This window comes from Microvirga lupini (assembly GCF_014191055.1).
Lineage (GTDB): Bacteria > Pseudomonadota > Alphaproteobacteria > Rhizobiales > Beijerinckiaceae > Microvirga > Microvirga lupini_A.
This window is the reverse complement of the sequence record NZ_JACHWB010000003.1, coordinates 388,221-405,955: the sequence shown is the minus strand read 5'-3', so window position 1 is coordinate 405,955 and position 17,735 is coordinate 388,221. Positions and strand designations below refer to the sequence as shown.

Here is a 17,735-nt window from a genome sequence, read left to right as displayed (position 1 = left end):
TCGACCAAAGCTTAGTGCCCTCCTCCGCTCACCAGGACGAGGCGGAGCCTGCCTATCGGGCGAGCGAGCCGGCACGTCCGGCCAGCGGCACCGAAACGGAAGCGTTTCAGCAGGCGATCCTGGCAAAGCTGACTTATGACGTCGGCACAGATCCCGCCCATGCGACTGACCATGACTGGTTCACCGCAACGGCTCTGGCCGTGCGCGACCGCGCCATGGACCGGTGGATGGTTTCCAAGGGGCGGAACCAGGCAGGGGACAAGCAGGTCTGCTATTTCTCGCTCGAGTTCCTGATCGGGCGGCTTCTATCCGACACCCTGAACAATCTCCGCCTGACGGATTGCGCGAGGGATGCCCTCGCCGGGCTGGGCGTCGATCTTGATCGTATCCGGGCCATCGAGCCTGATGCTGCCCTTGGAAACGGTGGCCTCGGCCGGCTCGCCGCATGCTTCATGGAGAGCATGGCGAGCCTTGAGGTTCCGGCCTATGGCTACGGGATCCGCTATGAGCACGGCCTGTTCCGCCAGGAACTCCGTGATGGATGGCAGCAGGAACTCCCCGAAGACTGGCTTATCCGCGAAAATCCATGGGAGTTCGAGCGGTCAGATCTGGTTTACCGGGTGACGTTTGGCGGCTTCGTCGAGGAATTCCCTGCATCGGGCAGGCCGACACGCTTCGCCTGGAAGCCTGCCGAAACCGTTCAGGCCGTCGCCTTTGATACCCCTGTGGTGGGCTGGCGCGGACGCCACGTCAATACTCTGAGGCTGTGGTCGGCGCGGGCCGCCGAGCCGCTGCGGCTTGATGCCTTCAATTCAGGCGATCATGTGGGCGCCCTTGCCGACCGGGCCCGAGCCGAAGCGATCTCCCGCGTGCTCTATCCCGGCGACGAGACGGAGGCAGGCCGGGAGCTGCGCCTGCGCCAGGAGTTCTTCTTCACCTCGGCGTCGCTGCAGGACCTGCTGGCCCGGCACACCCGGCTGCATGGGGATCTCCACACCCTACCGGATCACGCGGCGATCCAGCTCAACGATACCCATCCGGCTCTCGCCGTGGCGGAGCTGATGCGCCTACTGGTCGATGAGCGCCATCTGGCGTGGGACGACGCCTGGGCCATCGCGACCAGGACACTGAATTACACGAACCACACCCTCATGCCCGAGGCCCTCGAGCGCTGGCCCGTGTCGCTGATGGAGCAGCTTCTGCCACGGCATCTCCAGATCATCTACCATATCAATTGGCTGCATCTGGAACCCTTGATCCGCCGGTCGGCCGATATCGAGCTTATCAAGGCCGTCTCGGTAATCGACGAGAGCCAGGGCCGGTATGTGCGGATGGGCCATCTCGCGTTCATCGGCGCCCACAAGGTCAATGGCGTCTCGGCGCTCCATACTGACCTCATGCGCCAGACGGTGTTCCGTGATCTGAACGCTCTTTACCCGGGTCGTATCGTCAACAAAACGAACGGCATCACCTTCCGTCGATGGCTGCATCAGGCGAACCCACAATTGACCCAGCTCCTGACGCAGGAACTGGGTGAGGCTGTCCTGGATGATCCAGGAGCACTGATCAAACTGGAGAGGCTTGCCGACGACAGCGCCTTCCAAGACCGATTCAGGAGCCAGCGCAGCGCATCGAAGATCAGCTTGGCTAAGCTCGTGGCTGATCGGACAGGCGTGCAGATCGACCCGAGTGCCCTGTTCGACATCCACATCAAGCGCATCCACGAGTATAAGCGCCAGCTTCTCAACATCCTGGAAGTGGTTGCTCTCTACGATGCCATCCGGTCAGAGCCCGGGCGGCACTGGGTGCCGCGGGTCAAGATCTTTGCTGGTAAGGCTGCTGCAAGCTACCACCGCGCAAAGCTGATCATCAAGCTTGCCAACGATGTCGCCAAGATCGTCAATTCAGACCCTGTTGTGGCCGGCCGTCTGAAGGTTGTTTTTCTTCCCAACTACAATGTCAGCCTGGCCGAGACGATCATCCCGGCGGCAGACCTGTCCGAGCAGATCTCGACGGCTGGCATGGAGGCCTCCGGCACCGGCAACATGAAGCTCGCCCTGAACGGCGCTCTTACGATCGGCACCCTCGACGGGGCGAACATTGAAATCCGCGAATGCGTTGGGGAGGAGAACATCTTCATCTTCGGAATGACCGCCGAAGAGGTCGAGACCTATCGCAAAGCCGGGCTGCACCGCGACCGGGCAGGATGGTCGGCTCGATTTGAGAACGCCATCAGCCTGATTTCGGCAGGTGCCTTCTCTCCGGATGACCCTCATCGGTTCGACTCGCTGATTCACGCCCTGTCGTCCGATGATACATTCATGGTCGCTGGGGACTTCGATTCATACTGGGCAACCCAGCGGCGGGTCGATGAGCTGTGGCAGGAGCCTTCCGCATGGAGCCGCGCCAGTGTGCTGAACACAGCCAGAGTTGGCTGGTTCTCGGCGGATCGGACCATCCGCGAATACGCCGATGACATCTGGAAGGTTCCGGTCTGAGCGAAGGCCAAGCATGGAACTTTGATCCTGATCGTACCTTATGGACTCAAACCCTCGTCAGGAGACGAAGGTTGATTGGTAGCCTCACGGAGCCTGCCATGATTCATAAGTTCGATGTCGGCCAATCCGTGGTTCCGGCAAGCCCTTTGCGTCCGAGCCGGAACACCTACGTGGTCGTGAAGCAACTTCCTCTCACCTCCTATGAACCCCAATACTGGATCCAGGGCGAAAGAAGCGGGGTGGATTGCGTCGTTTGCGAGTCCCAGATCGAAGCCGCTGACGATCACCAGCCACGCCTATGGCTCGCAGCTCTGGGAGTGGCCGAAACGAGGGTTCAGCCGCTCGGGTCTTCCTAACAGGCTTTATACCGCACCGGCACTTTGCGGACGGGCCGGGATCATTGAATGTCCCGGCCTGTCCGAGGTGACATGCATCAGAAGCTGTTGTTCGTGTGGCTTGCGGCCTCGACATTATTGCGGGCATGGAAGTGACTGCCCGAAGGGCTTGATCGGGGTGCCGGTTGCCACGTCTGCGCATTTCGCGGCCGGCGGTTGGATCCGGCATGCCAAAGCCGCTGCGAAGATGAGTTCGACATGCGCCGTCCCAGCATCCATCCCAACGCACAGCCGAACGCTCCGATGGCGAACAGGACCGCAACCGGATGTTCTTGTACGGGACGCCCTATGGCGTCAGTCCCCTGACGGTAATAACGCTCAGCCTCTGGCACATAGCGCCTGCCGCGCTCCAGATAGGCTTGACCGCGCTGGTAGAGGTCATGTGCGAACTCGGCCGCCTGCTCGGCAGTCGTTTGAGAAGTGTTCGTTGATTGTCCTTCGAGCCCCTGACCAGGGGGGGTAGGCACATCGTTGAGGGCTTCGGGCTCACATTCCGCCGCAACGCTCTTTGACGCCGATGTGGTCCAAGCCGGCGGATCGCTCGCGGGAAAGCTGTCGTCGACTGTGTCATCCACGTGCCGCTGCTGAGTTGGTTTCGGCTCGTTCTCAGCTTCTACTGGGCGTTTCTGATCGATCTTCTCATCGGGCATCGGGAGCCTCCATCAAGCTTCACAGAGCAATGGTGCTTATGAGGAATGGTTCCGACTGTATGATCGTTCCGCCTATCGCTAGCGGATCGGGCAAGCAGACGGGTGCTGCTGTCGACGTTCCTGAACTGAGACGAGGAACGGGTCGGATTGCAGGTTCAATCAAGGCCCGATGAGGGGATTATCATCGCGGTGACGGGATGGGGTCTTTTCTGAGGGCATCCTGGTGTCGCGCCGACCCGGCTGGAACCGCAATGAAACGTGCGGGTTCTCCTCACACGGCCAAGCTTCCTGAAAAGCGGGAGCGGATGAAGGTTGACGAGATGGCGCGCGATAACACTGTTCCAGAAACGAACAAGGACTATGCCATAGGCCTCGGCCGCGCCTTCGGCGGTGCCGTTCTTTTCGCCATTCCGCTCCTGATGACGATGGAGATGTGGTGGCTCGGCTTCTCGATGGGACGGGGTCGACTTCTCCTGCTCATGTCTCTCAACTTCGCGATCCTGATCGGGCTTTCCTATTTCGCAGGCTTCGAGAAGACCTTCAGCTGGTGGGAGGACGTCGTCGATGCGCTCACCGCGTACGGAGTTGGCATCGTCACATCAGTGATCATGCTTGGCCTGCTTGCGGTGATCACCGTCGACATGACGTGGAACGAGATCGTCGGCAAGATTGCTCTCCAGAGCGTTCCGGCGAGCATCGGGGCCATGCTCGGGCGCAAACAGCTGGGGGCGGAACAGGATACTCAGGCTGAGGACGATCGTAAGCAGGAGGCCGGATACCGCGGGGAACTCTTCCTGATGCTGGCTGGCTCCTTGTTCCTGGCCTTCAACGTGGCGCCGACCGAAGAAATGATCCTGATCGCTTTCCAGATGTCGCCCTGGCACACCTTTGCTCTTGGCGGGCTCTCCATCGCCCTACTGCACGTCTTCGTCTATGCCGTCGGGTTTTCGGGTCAAGAGAGCCGACCGGCCGGGGGAACGTTTTTATCGACCTTCCTTCACTTCACCATGGCCGGTTATGGCATCGCCCTTCTGGTCAGCCTGTACATTCTCTGGACCTTCGGCCGCACGGAAGATGCGGCACCAGCGGAGATTGCGAACATGGCGGTCGTTCTTGGGTTTCCGTCCTCTCTGGGCGCTGCGACGGCGCGACTGGTGATATGAGGTCGATCATGAGCGATGAGAGCCTTCACCAAAATGAACAACGGTCAGGCGCAGCCCGGCATACCCCTTGGCTCGAATGGTGCGCATCAGGTGCGGGTCTTCTGCTGACTCTCTGCATCTTCGGCTTTATCACCTGGCAGGCGTTTGACGACGCCGTATCCCCTCCTGCGATCACTGTCGAGGCCACGAATATCAGCTCAATCGACGGCGGCTATCGCGTGATGTTTCAGGCCAGGAATGCAGGCGGTGCGGCAGCCGCGCAGGTTCGGATTGAGGGAGCGCTGTCGTCCGGCAGCCATGCGCCGGAGACGAGCAGCGTGGTCCTTGACTACATCCCGGGGCAATCAGCCCGCGAGGGCGGCCTGTTCTTCACCCAGGATCCTCGGTCGGGGAACCTCGCGTTGCGCGTTTCTGGGTTCGCCAGACCATAAGCACCCCCGCCGTTTGAACAAAATGGTGGGAACTCAGTGACAATGGTGCGGATTGCCCTTGAGAGAGACATTGGAGCATTGTTCGTATGCCGATCCCACTGCCGAACCAGCCATATCCAGAGCCGACCCCAGCGGATCCCAATCCGGCTCCTGTGAGCCCGCCGACACCGCCAGAAACGCCGCAACCCGAGCCTGTGGGCGTGCCTCCGACGACACCGGGAAACATTCCTCCTCCCGGCGAGCCCGTGGGCGTGCCACCCACCACCCCTCAGGAGATCCCCGTTACACCGACGACTCCGCAGCCCACCGCCAGTTGAAGGTCGTTAGATCTCGCAATGCCCGCTGCCACGATCCACGGGTTGGGCATCAGCAGTCATGATGAGGCTTCCAGGAGGTGAATGACGGCAGGGGCTCCAAGCGACACGCCCGAGAGGAAGAGCAGGGCGAACACGATGCGGCGCATCGTGGCTGGCGAAACCGGAGGTGGCCAGCGTCGTGCTGCATAGGTCGCGCCCATGACCGCCGGAATGGCCAGAAGACCCGTGAGGTTTGAGCCGGATGGCAGATCGCCGGAGAATACTACCAGACCAATGCGGAACACGGCATTGAGCGCAAAGACGGTGACCAGAGTTTCCCGGATTTTCACCAGGGGCATGGGCTGGCGGTAGAGGTGATAGACGAGCGGCGGCCCTGCCGTGGAGAACATCCCTCCCATGAGGCCGGCGATGGCACCGAAGAAGAGAAACGATCCGTCACCTGACCGTCTTGCCAACGGCTCCGGCTTGCGCGCCAACTGCAGGCTTGAGACGATGATCACGAGTCCGAGGATCAGGCGCAGGAGATCGGCCCGGGCTCCGGCAAGCCATCCCAGAAGCCAATAGCCGACAAAGAGCATCGGAATGCTGGCGGCCATGACGAAAATGAACTCCCGCCATGCCACATCGCGCCAGCCTTTCAGCAGCATCTGCGTGGCATTCACCATGGTCAGCACGCTCACGATCATGGCGGCATCGGGCAAGGACAGTAGTCCTGTCAGGCCGACCCCACCCATGGTGATGAGACCAAAGGCGAAGCCGGTGAGAGTTTGAGCATAGGCTGCGGCGCCCGCCAGCAGAAGAAAGCCGATGAGTTCCGCAACCGACATTGCTCAGAGCGTCCTCAGGCCCGCAAACAGTGCGGCGAAGCGTGTGCCGGCACGGTAGAATACCGGCGGCTGGCCGAAGGGCACTGGAACGGTCACGTCGCTTCCGCCTGCGAAAGTCTCGTTCGTCCAGACATGAACCCAATCCGCCCCAGCCGGCAGGTAGGTGCTCCACTCGGTCCTCCCGGCCTGCGAGACAGGAGCGACAAGCAGGTCGGCACCATAGAGATAGGCGTCTTGGATGGCATAGGTCCGAGCATCGCCCTCGAAATGAAGGAAGAGCGGACGCTGTACCGGCAGCCCTTGCGTGGAGGCCTCCTCCACAAGGGCTTTTAGGTAGGGTACGAGATGCACATAGACCCGCGTCATCCGGGCGAAATGGGCCAGCACCTGCGGATCCTGATCGATCTGCAGGTTGTCGCGGGGACGGTTACCCTCATGGGTGCGCATCACCGGCGTGAAGGCGCCCATCTCGGCCCAGCGCATGATGAGTTCCGCCGTGCGCACATTGCCGAAGAGGCTGGTATAGCCGCCGATGTCCGAGTGATGATAGGCGTTGCCGAGAAGCCCCGATGAGAGCGCTCCGGAGATGACCGTCACAAGACCATCGTGACGGGTGAAGTCAACCGATTGATCACCCGCCCAGAGCAGCGGGCAATGCTTCTGCACTCCCGTGAACCCGGCGCGCATGAAGAACAGGATCTCGCCAGTCCTTCCCCGGCTCTCGACCGCGCGGGCATTCACCTCGGCCCAGAGCGTCGGCCAGGCATTGTGCATGACTTTCGCGTCAACGTCGTTGGCGAGCTTCACATCGATGGGAAGATACTCGCCGAAATCGGCCATCCATCCGGAGAGCCCATAATCGATCATGTTCTGGCCGATGACACGCTCAGCGAACCAAGCAGCGGCTTCCGGGTTCGTGAAGTCGACAACGCCGCAGTCGAACTCGCCGAAATCGACGAGAGCTGTTTTGCCGCTCTCGTCCGTCGCGAAGTAGCCGGCAGCTTCGGCCTCCGGGAACAGGGAGCCGTCGACGGCGAGGTAAGGGTTCACATAGCCGAGGAAGCGGATGCCGCGATCCTCAAGCTCCGCGATGCGCTGACGCAATGCGGGGTAGCGATCGTCGTTCGCCTTCCAATCCCAGAAGAGACGGGCGCCAAAGGAGGTGTGGCGCAGCCCCACCCAGTCCTCGCACCAGACACCTGAGACCTTCGTGCCGGCCGCGATGATACGTTCAAGCCGCTCGAAGGAATTTGCCCCGTCCTTGAGCCCGATGATCGCGCCGCCATAGACCCATTCTGGTAGCGTCGGCTGGCGGCCGAAACGCTCGGACATGACTTCGACGAGGGCAATGAAAGTCGGGCGGGCGGTCAGCTCGATCCGGTCCGGCACAGCCCAGACCTCAATCTCGTGGAAGTCGTCGCGTCGGAAATCGAAAGCCGAATAGGAGGTCGTCTCCACATGCAACGCGTAGCGCCGCGATGAGAGATAGGTCGGCTGCGGATAGTTGGTGTTCCAGTAATCGCCACCCGACTTGCCTGTGACATCCGCCTTGAAGGTGATCTCGGTGGTCTTGTCGCGACCCACGCCGGGCTCGGAGGTCCAGAGAGGAAAACGCCGGCCGCGCATGTCGAAATACGACATCTGCTCACCGCCGCCCCAGACATGCTCGCCCTGCTCGGCCGCAATGCGAACCCAGAGCCGGTTGATGGCGGCATCGTCGGCTCGGAACGCAATGGCGCCGTTGTGCTCGTCGCCCGACATCTGCAGAGTCAGGCGGACCGGCTGCCCCGGTGCCGCCGAGAAGGCGATCACGGAGCCGGACACGACGGCATGCGCCAGCGGTGTGCGTTCGATGACGTAATCCTCGATGTCGAAATTGCCGCGATACATGTGCATGCGGGCATCGCCCTGCCCGACGAAGAGGCACGGGGCATCGCTGCGGTGGCGCAGGATGAGCCTGCCGTCGAGGACGAGGTCGAAGCCGTTAGAGGTGGTCTGGATCTTCATGGCAATCTCAATTCTGCGTCAGGCCGGCATCGACGATGAAGTTCGCTCCCGTACAGCCGCCGCTCTCGTCGGAAGCCAGGAACAGCGCCATTCTTGCCACGTGACTGGCATCGAGCCGGAACTTCAGGGCCTGGAGGTCGAGGAACTGCTGGTTCAGATCCGGCGTCAGCCAGAGCTTCTTCTGGCGTTCGGTGAGGATCGCGCCCGGCACGATGCAGTTCACACGGATTCCAGCCGGCCCCAGTTCCCGTGCAAGCGTGCGCGTCATCCCGTTGATTGCTGCCTTAGCGGTCGTATAGCCCACCATGCCGGGACGCCCGCGCATCCATGAGATGGAGCCGAGCATAATGATTGACCCGGCGCCGCGCGTGGCCATACCCTTTGAGACCGCCTGTGTAGCGAAGAACTGATGGTCAAGGTTGAGCGCCAGCGCACGACGCCAGTAATCAGGCTCTACCTCGGCGATGTCGTGCCGGTCATCCTTTCCGGCATTATTGATGAGGACATCCACAGCACGGTGATCATTCTCGATAGCAGACAGCACCTCGCGGAGGGCTGCAATGTCTGTGACATCGCAGGCATAGAAGCTCGCACCGGTTGCCTGCGCCAACTCTTCGCCCGCATCCTTCGCGATGTCGATGAACGAGACACGCGCACCTTGAGCGACGAAGGCCTTGACCATCTCCTCGCCTATCCCGGACGCGCCCCCGGTCACGATGACCGATCGGCCCGCAAGGGAGCGGTATTGGGCATTTGTATAATCGAACGACATGGCAATGCGGCCTTAAACAGAAAGATCGAATTCGTATTCAGGCAATCCCGGCACATCGACCCGCATGGTGAACAGGCTTCCGGAATGAGGGAATTCCGCCAATTCATCCTGGGGGCGGCCGGTTCGGGCAGACGTCACATACAGGGTCTTCAGGTCGGGCCCGCCGAAGCAGACCATGGTGGGGCACCGGGCCTGAACCGGATACTCGGCCAGCATCCGCCCTTCCGGCGAATAGCGCTGGATCCTCCCACCTTCGAACAGGGCGGTCCAGTAGCAGCCTTCCGCATCGACCGCCGCGCCGTCGGGGCGGCCTCTGTCGGTCTCGGTCGGCTGAAGACGCACGAACAGAGTTCTGTCCGTGGCCTCCCCCGTGGCCGGATCGTATGCGTAGCGCCACACTGTGAAAGTGGGCGTATCAGCGTGGTAGAGTGTGCGGCCGTCAGGCGAGAAGGCGACACCGTTGGAGGTCAGAAGGCCTGTTGCGAGGGTGTCAAGCCCACGGGAATCGTAGCGATAGAGATGCGCCTTGGCGCGTTCCTTGGGCTCGTCGATAGTGCCAGCCAGAAACCGTCCGGCCGGATCGACACGCCCATCGTTAAACCGGCTTGTGCGCTGGTCCTCCGGATTGTCGGTGAGCTTCTTCACCCGATTGCCAGAGGCATCAAGCAGCCAGAGGCCGGAGCGGAAACCTGCGATGAAGCCGCCGCCTTTTCGGAGCCCAACGCACCCGATCTCCTCCGGCATGGAAAAGGTGCAATGCGCGCCGGTCGCGGGCACAAAGCGATGAAGCGCCCTGCCCTTGATGTCGACGAAATAAAGCGCCTGCTCCTCGACGGACCAGACAGGACACTCCCCAAGTTCAGCCCGAACATCGAGCGCAACCGTGAGATTCATGACAGGATCTCCACGCGGAACCGGACCTGTGCCGTCAGCCGTTCGCCGGGTTTGAGAACTTTGAGGCCGTGAACGGTTGGGTTGGGCCGGTTGATCGCATCGTTCATGTGGCTCACAGGCTCCACGGCGAAGAAATCCCGACCTGTGGGAACGTACACGACGAGGTGACCGAACAACGGATTGGCCTCAATACTCAAGGCGATTCTCTCCTCGACATAGGCGATGCGGGCCATTCCATCCCAGCCCGCGAAGCAGTTGTCGAGACGCGGCTCGCCCAATTCGCGCATGGTCCGATAATTCCAGTCGCTCGGAATCGAGACGGCATCCATCGGCAGCGACTCCTCGCCATTGGGAAAAACGCGCTCGGCCGCAAACTGCAATCGAACGCCAGGGCGTTTTGGAAAAAACGGATGCAGCCCCAAGCCAGCCGGCATGGCGCGGCGATCCTCGTTTTCGAGCGACAGTGTCAGCGTTAAGCCAGCCGGAGACAGATCGAAGAGCTGCTCAGCGCGGTAGGCGAAGGGCCATCCCCTCGCCTCGTCGCCTTCCGGGCGATGAACGAGAACGAGACGGCAATGTGCCTCGTCAGCCTCCATGACCTCCCAGGGCTTCTGCCAGGCATTGCCATGGATCGAGTGCGGATGATCGCCAAAGTTCAACGCCAGCCTGTGCTCCACGCCCTCGAACGAGAAGCGACCCTGCGCGATACGATTGCTGTAGGGGATCAGCGGGTAGCAGCTGGTCTGCCGCACCATTCCATCCCGCAACGCCCTCTCCGGCGTCTCGCGCATGAGCGCCACGCCATCATGCCAGAAGCCCGCGATTGCACCGCCGATCGATGGCGCCAGATCGAGCTTCAGAGCACTGTTCCTGAGCGTAACGATCAGGATAACCTCCTCGGGGTTTCAGTAGGCTGCAGCGGGCGCGGCGGGAGCAGGCGCAGTTTCGCCCCTGAGTGTGGAGAGCCATTCTGAGGCGCGGCTCGTCATCATCGCAATGTCGGACGCCACCGCCACGTAGCTGTAACCATAGGCGATAAAGCGGCGTACCATATCCGGATTGGGACCGACGATGCCGACTGGCTTGCCGGCATCGCGTGCCATCCTGGCCGCCTTCTCTATCAGCGCCTGGACATCCGGATGAGCGACATTGCCGATATGCCCCATGGCAGCAGCGAGGTCTCCTGGACCGACAAACAGGGCGTCGATCCCTGGAACGGCCGCGATCTCCGGAAGTCGCTCGATCGCCTCCGGCGTCTCAAGTTGGACGATCACCGCAATCTGGTCGTTGGCGCTCTTGAGATAGTCCGCAGCACGGCCGAAGCGCGACCCACGGTGCACGGCGGCTACGCCGCGCACGCCATCAGGCGGATACTTGGCAAAGGCAACAGCCTGGCGGGCCTCCTCGGCCGTCTGAACGAAGGGCAGCATGATCGTCTGGGCGCCCGCATCGAGTACGCGCTTGACGAGAACCTGATCGTTCCAGGCAAGCCGCACCACCGCGTCGGCCGGCGTGCAGCCGATGGCACGAAGGATATGCGCAAGATCCGACACCTCGATCGGCACGTGCTCCATATCGACAACCAAAAAATCGAAGCCGCTGTAGCCCATGGCCTCGGCGGTGGCAGGTGCCGCCGCCATGAGCCAGGTGCCGAGCGGCGGCTTGGGCCCATGCCCGTTCAGCCAGCCTTTGAAGCGGTTTTCGATGCTGATCATGATCATGCCTTCAGAAGATGGACGGCTCGGCCACAAGGCCGCGGGTGGACAGGAAGTCGAAGTCGCAGCCCTCATCCGCCTGGGAGACGTGGCGCTGGTAGAGGGCTGCGAAGGAACGCTCGTAGCGCAGCGCCCCCGGATTCCACTCGGCCCGGCGGCGTTCCAGTTCCTGATCGCCGACCTGCATATCGAGGCGCCCGGCCTCTACGTCCAGTTCCACGAGGTCCCCAGTCTTGAGGAGGCCGAGGGGTCCGCCGATAGCCGCTTCCGGCGCCACGTGCAGAATGCACGTGCCGTAGTGGGTGCCGCTCATGCGTCCGTCGCAGATGCGCACCATGTCGCGCACGCCCTGTTTGAGGAGTTTCTTCGGGATCGGCAGGTTGCCCCATTCCGGCATGCCCGGCGCACCGACCGGACCGGCATTGCGCAGCACGATGACCGTATCTTCCGTGATGTCGAGATCGGGATCGTCGATGGTGCGATTCATCTCGGCCGGGCTGTCGAAGACCAGCGCTGGCCCCACGTGCTTGAGGAACTTCGGGTTGGCCGCCGAGGATTTCATCACAGCGCCGTTGGGAGCGAGATTGCCGCGCAAGACGGCCAGCGTCTTGCCCTGAGAAAGCGGCACGACCGGGCTGTCCTCACCGCGAATGACCTCGTCGTTCCAGCACTCGGCTCCAGCGATATTTTCGCCCAGCGTTCTGCCGTTCACCGTCATGGCGTCGCGGTCGAGATGCCGCTCCAGCTTTTTGAGCTGCGCCAGGATCCCACCGGCGAAGTAGAAATCCTCCATCAGGTACTCACCCGATGGGAAGAGATTGGCGCAGACCGGCACGCGGCCCGCCATGTCGGACATGTCATCGAGGGTGAGATCGACACCGGCCCGGCGTGCCATGGCGATCAGGTGAACGGCGGCATTGGTCGAGCCGCCGAGCGCCATGTAGGCGACAAGGCCATTGCGGAAGCTCCTTGCATCAAGAAAGCGAGAGGGTTTGAAGTCCTCCCAGATCATCTCGATGATGCGCTCGCCGCAGGCTGATGCCATGCGTGGGTGGCCGCTGTCAGCGGCCGGGATCGAGGATGCACCCGGCAGGGTAAGACCCATGGCGTCCACGATGGACGTCATGGTGGATGCCGTGCCCATGGTGTTGCAGGTGCCGATGGAGCGGGTCATCCGGCTCTCGAGATCGATCCAATCGTCCTGCGTGATGTTGCCGGCGCGAAGCTCATCCCAATACTTCTTGGTGTGGGTGCCCGCACCGGTTTTGTGCCCGCGCCACTGCCCGTTCGACATGGGTCCCGCCGGGCAGTAGATCACCGGAATGTCCATGCTGATCGCCCCCATGAGGAGGCCCGGCGTGGACTTGTCGCAGCCGCCCAGCAGCACGGCGCCGTCAATGGGATGCGAACGCAGGAGCTCCTCGACTTCCATGGCGAGGAAGTTGCGGTAGAGCATGGTGGTGGGTTTCACCATCACCTCCCCTACCGACAGAGCCGGCAGCTCCACGGGATAGCCGCCCGCCTGCCAGACACCGCGTTTCACAGTCTCCGCCCGATCGCGGAGGTGCGAGTGGCAGGGGCTGAGGTCGCTCCAGGTATTGACGATGGCGACGACTGGCTTTCCGAGGAACTCCTCCCGGCGCATGCCCATCTGTTGCGTGCGCTGGCGATGGGCGAAGCCGCGCATGTCGTCGGATGCGAACCAGCGCTGGCTCCGCAGCTCTCCGATGGATCGGCGTGTCATCTTAAATGGTCCTTATCCCTTGATGCCGCCGGAGGTCAGGCCGGACACGACGCGTTCCTGGAAAATCACGATCAGGACCGCGACCGGCACGATGCCGACGACGAGTGCCGCCGAGATCACCGGCCAGGGGAACGCGAACTCGCCCTGGTAGAGCGTGATGCCGACCGGAAGCGTGCGCAGCATCGGGTTGGAATTGAACGAGAGCGCAAGCAGGAACTCGTCCCAGGCGTTCACGAAGGCCAGGATGCCCGCCGTGAACACGCCCGGCGCCGAGAGCGGAACCACGACCTTGAACAGGGCACCGATGCGGGTGCAGCCATCGATCATCGCGGAGTTCTCAAGATCGCGCGGAATGCCCTCGAAGAACGAGACCAGGATCAGCGTGCAGACCGGCAGGCTCAGCACCGTGTAGGGCAGGATCAGGGCCACCCAGGTGTTGAGCAGGCCGAGAGCCCGCATGATCTCGAAGAGTGGCACCAGCAGCGTGACGAGCGGGAACGTCGACACCGCGATGATGGCCGACAGGATAAGGTCGCGCCCACGCAACTGAAGCCGGGCTAGCGCATAGGCCGCCAGCACCGACACGAAAAGCGTCAACGCAGTAGAGAGGATTGCCACCATGAAGCTGTTGAACAAAAACAGCAGAAGGGGCTGGTCCGTGAAGGCACGCAGATAGTTCGCGATCGTCGGCGCATGCGGCAGCCACGTGATCGGCTTCACGGTGAGTTCTGCTTCCGTCTTGAGCGACGTGAACAGGATCCACAGCGCCGGGAACATGCCGTTCACGACCAGGATGAAGCCGATCAGGATGCGCAGGGGCTTGCCTGAGAAGATCGAGCGGTTGGCGGTGGTGTCTTGGCTCATGACTGTCACCTCTTGGCCCGGATCATGCGCAGGTAGACGGCCGTCACGCCCATGGAGAGGGCGAACATGACGACTGCGAGCGCCGAGCCGTAGCCGAGATCCAGGAAATCGACCGTGTTCTGATGGATATACATGGCAAGCGTCGCGGTGGAGGTGCCCGGTCCGCCACGCGTCATGGTGAACGGGATATCGAAGGTCTGCAGCGCCGTGATGGTGCGGAAGATCAGAGCCACGACGATGGCAGGTTTGAGCAGCGGCAGCGTGATCTCGAAGAACTGGCGGATGCGCCCTGCCCCATCCACATCCGCCGCCTCGTAGAGGGAGCGCGGAATCGTCTGGAGGCCGGCCAGGATGATGAGCGCCATGAAGGACGAGGTCTTCCAGATGATCGTGAGGCAGATCGCGGCGAAGGCCCAGTTGGCGGAGTTGAACCAGATCACCCCCTCGAAGCCGAGGCGCCGGAGGACGTCATTCACCACGCCATATTCGGAATGGAAGAACCAAGCGAATATGAGGCCCGCGAACGAAAGCGGCAGGGCCCAGGGGATCAGGAGCGAGAGGCGGACCGGCCACTTCACGTTGAACGGCAGGTTGGCCATCAGGGCGAGAGCCAGACCCACGAACAGCGCACCCGGAACGGTGATGAGGGTGATGAGAACCGTGTTCCAGGTCGTCTCCCAGAATACCGGATCCTCCAGCATGAGGGTATAGTTCTCAAGCCCGGCGAAGGTCGCCGGAACGCCGGAGGTGAGCGACAGGTTCTGGAAGCTGGTCCAGACCAGTCGGCAGACCGGGTAGACGATGATGAGCGTCAGCAGGAGCGCTGCCGGCATCAGCAGCAGCACGGCCAGAGTGCGCTCGCTCGGATCGAGGAAGCGCGTCCACCACTTCGTGCCGCTCTCGTTACCCGTGGTTACCAAGGTCGTTTCGCTGACCGTTGCCATCGTGTCATCCTGCCCGGTTGCAACGTTGAGGTGACGGACGCCCGCAGGCATCCGTCAGATGATCATGGCAATGCCTTAGCGCAGAACGCGGCGCAGGCGGCCTTCCATCTGGGTGGCGCCCTCTTCAGGGGTCGATTGTCCGGCGAGAACGCCATTGACCGTGGTGCGGATGATCTCGCTCACCTCGTTGTAGCGCGGCGTCACGGGACGAGCCTTCGCTGTCTCGACGACAGGCTTTGCATTCGCGAACCATGGCACGGCCTTGGTCACGTCTGCATCGGTGTAGACCTCGGGGAATTGCGGCAGCAGCGCGGCATTGATCGCCATGAACTCCGAGATTTCAGGGCTCGACAGATACTGGACGAATTTCTGGGCCTCGGTCTTGTTGTTGGAATAGGCGGACACGCCCCATTCCCAGCCGCCCAGGCAGGAGGCCGGCTGGCCACCCTGCACGGCCGGAAGCTTCACGACGCCGACTTTGTCCTTCACGGCTGACTCAGCGCCCTGGAACTGGCCCCAGGCATAGGACCAGTTCACGGCGAAGAGCACGTTGCCGGCCTGGAACTCCTTGCGGGTGTCGTCGGTCGCCACTTCCGCAATGTTCTTCTTGGCGACGCCCTGATCGACGAAGTCCTTCCACAGCTTCAGCGACTTCACGGCCGCCTCCTTGTCGAAGGAGAGCTTACCGTCGGACACAAGCTGCTTGCCCATGCTCCAGTAAGGCAGGAGGAAGGTGCAGACCGCACCCTCGATGGCCTTGCCCTGGAAGGACAACCCCTGGAGGTTCGGATCCTTTTCGGCTTCCGTGACCTTCTTGGCGGCGGCGGCGAGTTCGTCCCAGGTCTGCGGCGGCTGGATGCCGTGCTTATCAAGCAGATCCTTGCGGTAGTAGAGGAACATGGCATCGGCGAAGGCCGGCAGCGCGACAACCTTGCCGTCAACCGTGTTGGCTTCCGCATAAGCCGGGAGATAGCGCTTCATGTAGTTGGCGGCATCGCTACCGAGGGTATCATTGAAGGGAACGGTCCAGCCGGCGGCTGCATACTGAGCCGGGCGGATCACGTCGAGGATCATCACGTCGAGGGAGGAGTCCTTCGCGGTCATGACCGTATTGAGGTACTGAGCCTGCTGCTCGGAGGTGTTGCCGCCGGTCTCGATCGTCACCTTCACATTCGCGTTCTTGGCCTCGTACATATCGAAGGCCTTGCGCCACACGTCGGGGCGGTGCTGGCTCGAGACGAAAACCCGCAGGTTGGTCTGCGCCATCGCTACAGATGCGGACAAGGTCACAGCCGCACCTGCCAGAAGCAGTGTCATGGTCTTGTTCAAAGTCATCGTTTCCTCCGTCGAAGTTTGACGGCGCCGGTTCCTTGCCGACACCGTTTATTGACCCACGCCTTTCAGACCAGGGCCCGTTCCGTTGCCGCATCGAACAGGTGGATCCGGGAAGGATCGACACCGATGGAGAGGGTCTCGCCGGTGCTCGGCCGCATCTCCGGCGCTACACGTGCGGTCAGCATGGACGAGCCGAGCATGAAGTGTATGAGCGTGTCGGAGCCCAGCGGCTCGACGACCTGCACACGGCCCGACAGCGCGTGCCCCTCGCCGGCCGGCACGAAGTGCTCCGGTCGGATGCCGACAATGACATCTCGCCCCTCGAGGCCGGCGGACTTACCGGCGGAGTGGCTCTGGAGAGGAAGGCTGGCGCCACCATCGAATGTCACCCGACCGCTGTGGATCGTACCCTTCGCGAAGTTCATGGCAGGCGAGCCGATGAAGCCGCCGACGAAGACGCTGGCCGGAGAGTTGTAAACCTCGTCCGGAGTGCCGACCTGCTCGATCTCGCCGCCTTTGAGAATCACGATGCGGTCGGCGAGCGTCATCGCCTCCACCTGATCGTGGGTCACGTAGATAATGGTGGTTCCGATGGCTTGGTGGAGACGCTTGATCTCCGTGCGGACCTGGCCACGAAGCTTGGCATCGAGATTTGAGAGCGGCTCGTCGAACAAGAACACCTGGGGACGACGTACAATGGCGCGCCCCATGGCGACGCGCTGGCGTTGGCCGCCTGAGAGCTGAGACGGCTTACGATCGAGAAGCTGCGTAATCCCAAGCATCTCGGCCGCCTGAGAAATGCGCGGCTTGATCTCGGCCGATGGAATTCCGCGCACCTTCAGGCTGAACGCCATGTTCTCGAAGACGGTCTTGTGCGGGTAGAGCGCGTAATCCTGGAACACCATGGCGATGTCACGCTCGCGCGGTGGCAGCTTGTTCACCACCCTCTCGCCGATGCGGATCTCGCCCCCGCTGATGCTTTCGAGCCCCGCGAGCATGCGCAAAGTCGTCGACTTGCCACAACCCGACGGCCCCACAAGCACCACGAACTCACGGTCGGCAATTTCCAAGTCGATGCCCTTCACGATTTTCAAGGCACCATAGGTCTTCTCAAGCTTGCGGAAGCTGACGGACGACATGCTCCCTCCCTGTTGCTTCGCGGCACGCTCAGTTCCGGCA

General features: G+C 62.1%; 15 protein-coding genes. 3 read left to right on the top strand and 12 right to left on the bottom strand.

Going from position 1 to position 17,735, the window contains the following annotated elements; all coding sequences use genetic code 11:
• Positions 1-14: 14 nt before the first annotated feature.
• Positions 15-2,498, top strand: coding sequence for a glycogen/starch/alpha-glucan family phosphorylase (locus tag FHR70_RS13515; protein ID WP_183450950.1), 2,484 nt, complete (start codon positions 15-17; stop codon positions 2,496-2,498).
• A gap of 433 nt (positions 2,499-2,931) precedes the next feature.
• On the opposite strand, the gene FHR70_RS13510 is transcribed toward FHR70_RS13515, so the two are convergent.
• On the bottom strand, positions 2,932-3,543 hold the full coding sequence (locus FHR70_RS13510) for a hypothetical protein (protein WP_183450948.1): 612 nt from the start codon (positions 3,541-3,543) through the stop codon (positions 2,932-2,934).
• A gap of 320 nt (positions 3,544-3,863) precedes the next feature.
• Here FHR70_RS13510 and FHR70_RS13505 point away from each other — a divergent pair, with 320 nt between their 5' ends.
• Complete coding sequence (locus FHR70_RS13505) at positions 3,864-4,706, top strand: TIGR02587 family membrane protein (protein ID WP_183450946.1); 843 nt, start codon at positions 3,864-3,866, stop codon at positions 4,704-4,706.
• Positions 4,707-4,714: 8 nt separating this feature from the next.
• Positions 4,715-5,137: a TIGR02588 family protein gene (locus FHR70_RS13500; RefSeq protein WP_183450944.1), complete on the top strand. Its 423-nt coding sequence runs from the start codon at positions 4,715-4,717 to the stop codon at positions 5,135-5,137.
• A 373-nt stretch (positions 5,138-5,510) separates the two neighbouring features.
• On the opposite strand, the gene FHR70_RS13495 is transcribed toward FHR70_RS13500, so the two are convergent.
• The 11 genes from FHR70_RS13495 to FHR70_RS13445 all read right to left on the bottom strand — a co-directional run bounded on the left by FHR70_RS13495 (position 5,511) and on the right by FHR70_RS13445 (position 17,695).
• Positions 5,511-6,281, bottom strand: a complete 771-nt coding sequence (locus FHR70_RS13495; RefSeq protein ID WP_183450942.1) for a sulfite exporter TauE/SafE family protein — start codon at positions 6,279-6,281, stop codon at positions 5,511-5,513.
• A 3-nt stretch (positions 6,282-6,284) separates the two neighbouring features.
• On the bottom strand, positions 6,285-8,288 hold the full coding sequence (locus FHR70_RS13490; protein WP_183450941.1) for an alpha-glucosidase: 2,004 nt from the start codon (positions 8,286-8,288) through the stop codon (positions 6,285-6,287).
• A 7-nt stretch (positions 8,289-8,295) separates the two neighbouring features.
• The gene (locus FHR70_RS13485) at positions 8,296-9,060 is read right to left on the bottom strand and encodes an SDR family NAD(P)-dependent oxidoreductase (RefSeq protein ID WP_183450939.1); all 765 of its coding nucleotides are present in this window, start codon (positions 9,058-9,060) and stop codon (positions 8,296-8,298) included.
• A gap of 12 nt (positions 9,061-9,072) precedes the next feature.
• A complete protein-coding gene (locus FHR70_RS13480; RefSeq protein ID WP_183450937.1) occupies positions 9,073-9,954 on the bottom strand; it encodes an SMP-30/gluconolactonase/LRE family protein in 882 nt (293 codons plus the stop codon).
• On the bottom strand, positions 9,951-10,838 hold the full coding sequence (locus FHR70_RS13475) for an aldose 1-epimerase (RefSeq protein ID WP_343058826.1): 888 nt from the start codon (positions 10,836-10,838) through the stop codon (positions 9,951-9,953). The genes FHR70_RS13480 and FHR70_RS13475 overlap by 4 nt, the downstream gene beginning before the upstream one ends.
• 21 nt (positions 10,839-10,859) lie before the next feature.
• A complete protein-coding gene (locus FHR70_RS13470) occupies positions 10,860-11,669 on the bottom strand; it encodes an HpcH/HpaI aldolase family protein (RefSeq protein ID WP_183450935.1) in 810 nt (269 codons plus the stop codon).
• Between the two features lie 10 nt (positions 11,670-11,679).
• A complete protein-coding gene (araD, locus tag FHR70_RS13465; protein ID WP_183450933.1) occupies positions 11,680-13,413 on the bottom strand; it encodes an L-arabinonate dehydratase in 1,734 nt (577 codons plus the stop codon).
• Between the two features lie 12 nt (positions 13,414-13,425).
• On the bottom strand, positions 13,426-14,277 hold the full coding sequence (locus FHR70_RS13460) for a carbohydrate ABC transporter permease (RefSeq protein WP_183450931.1): 852 nt from the start codon (positions 14,275-14,277) through the stop codon (positions 13,426-13,428).
• Between the two features lie 5 nt (positions 14,278-14,282).
• Positions 14,283-15,221, bottom strand: a complete 939-nt coding sequence (locus tag FHR70_RS13455; protein ID WP_183450929.1) for a carbohydrate ABC transporter permease — start codon at positions 15,219-15,221, stop codon at positions 14,283-14,285.
• A gap of 75 nt (positions 15,222-15,296) precedes the next feature.
• Entirely contained in the window at positions 15,297-16,487 is a 1,191-nt protein-coding gene (locus FHR70_RS13450) for an ABC transporter substrate-binding protein (RefSeq protein WP_246408191.1), read from the bottom strand.
• Between the two features lie 134 nt (positions 16,488-16,621).
• Positions 16,622-17,695 carry an ABC transporter ATP-binding protein gene (locus FHR70_RS13445; protein ID WP_183450925.1) on the bottom strand — a complete coding sequence of 358 codons (1,074 nt, stop codon included), beginning with the start codon at positions 17,693-17,695 and terminating at the stop codon, positions 16,622-16,624.
• Between the last annotated feature and the right edge of the window lie 40 nt (positions 17,696-17,735).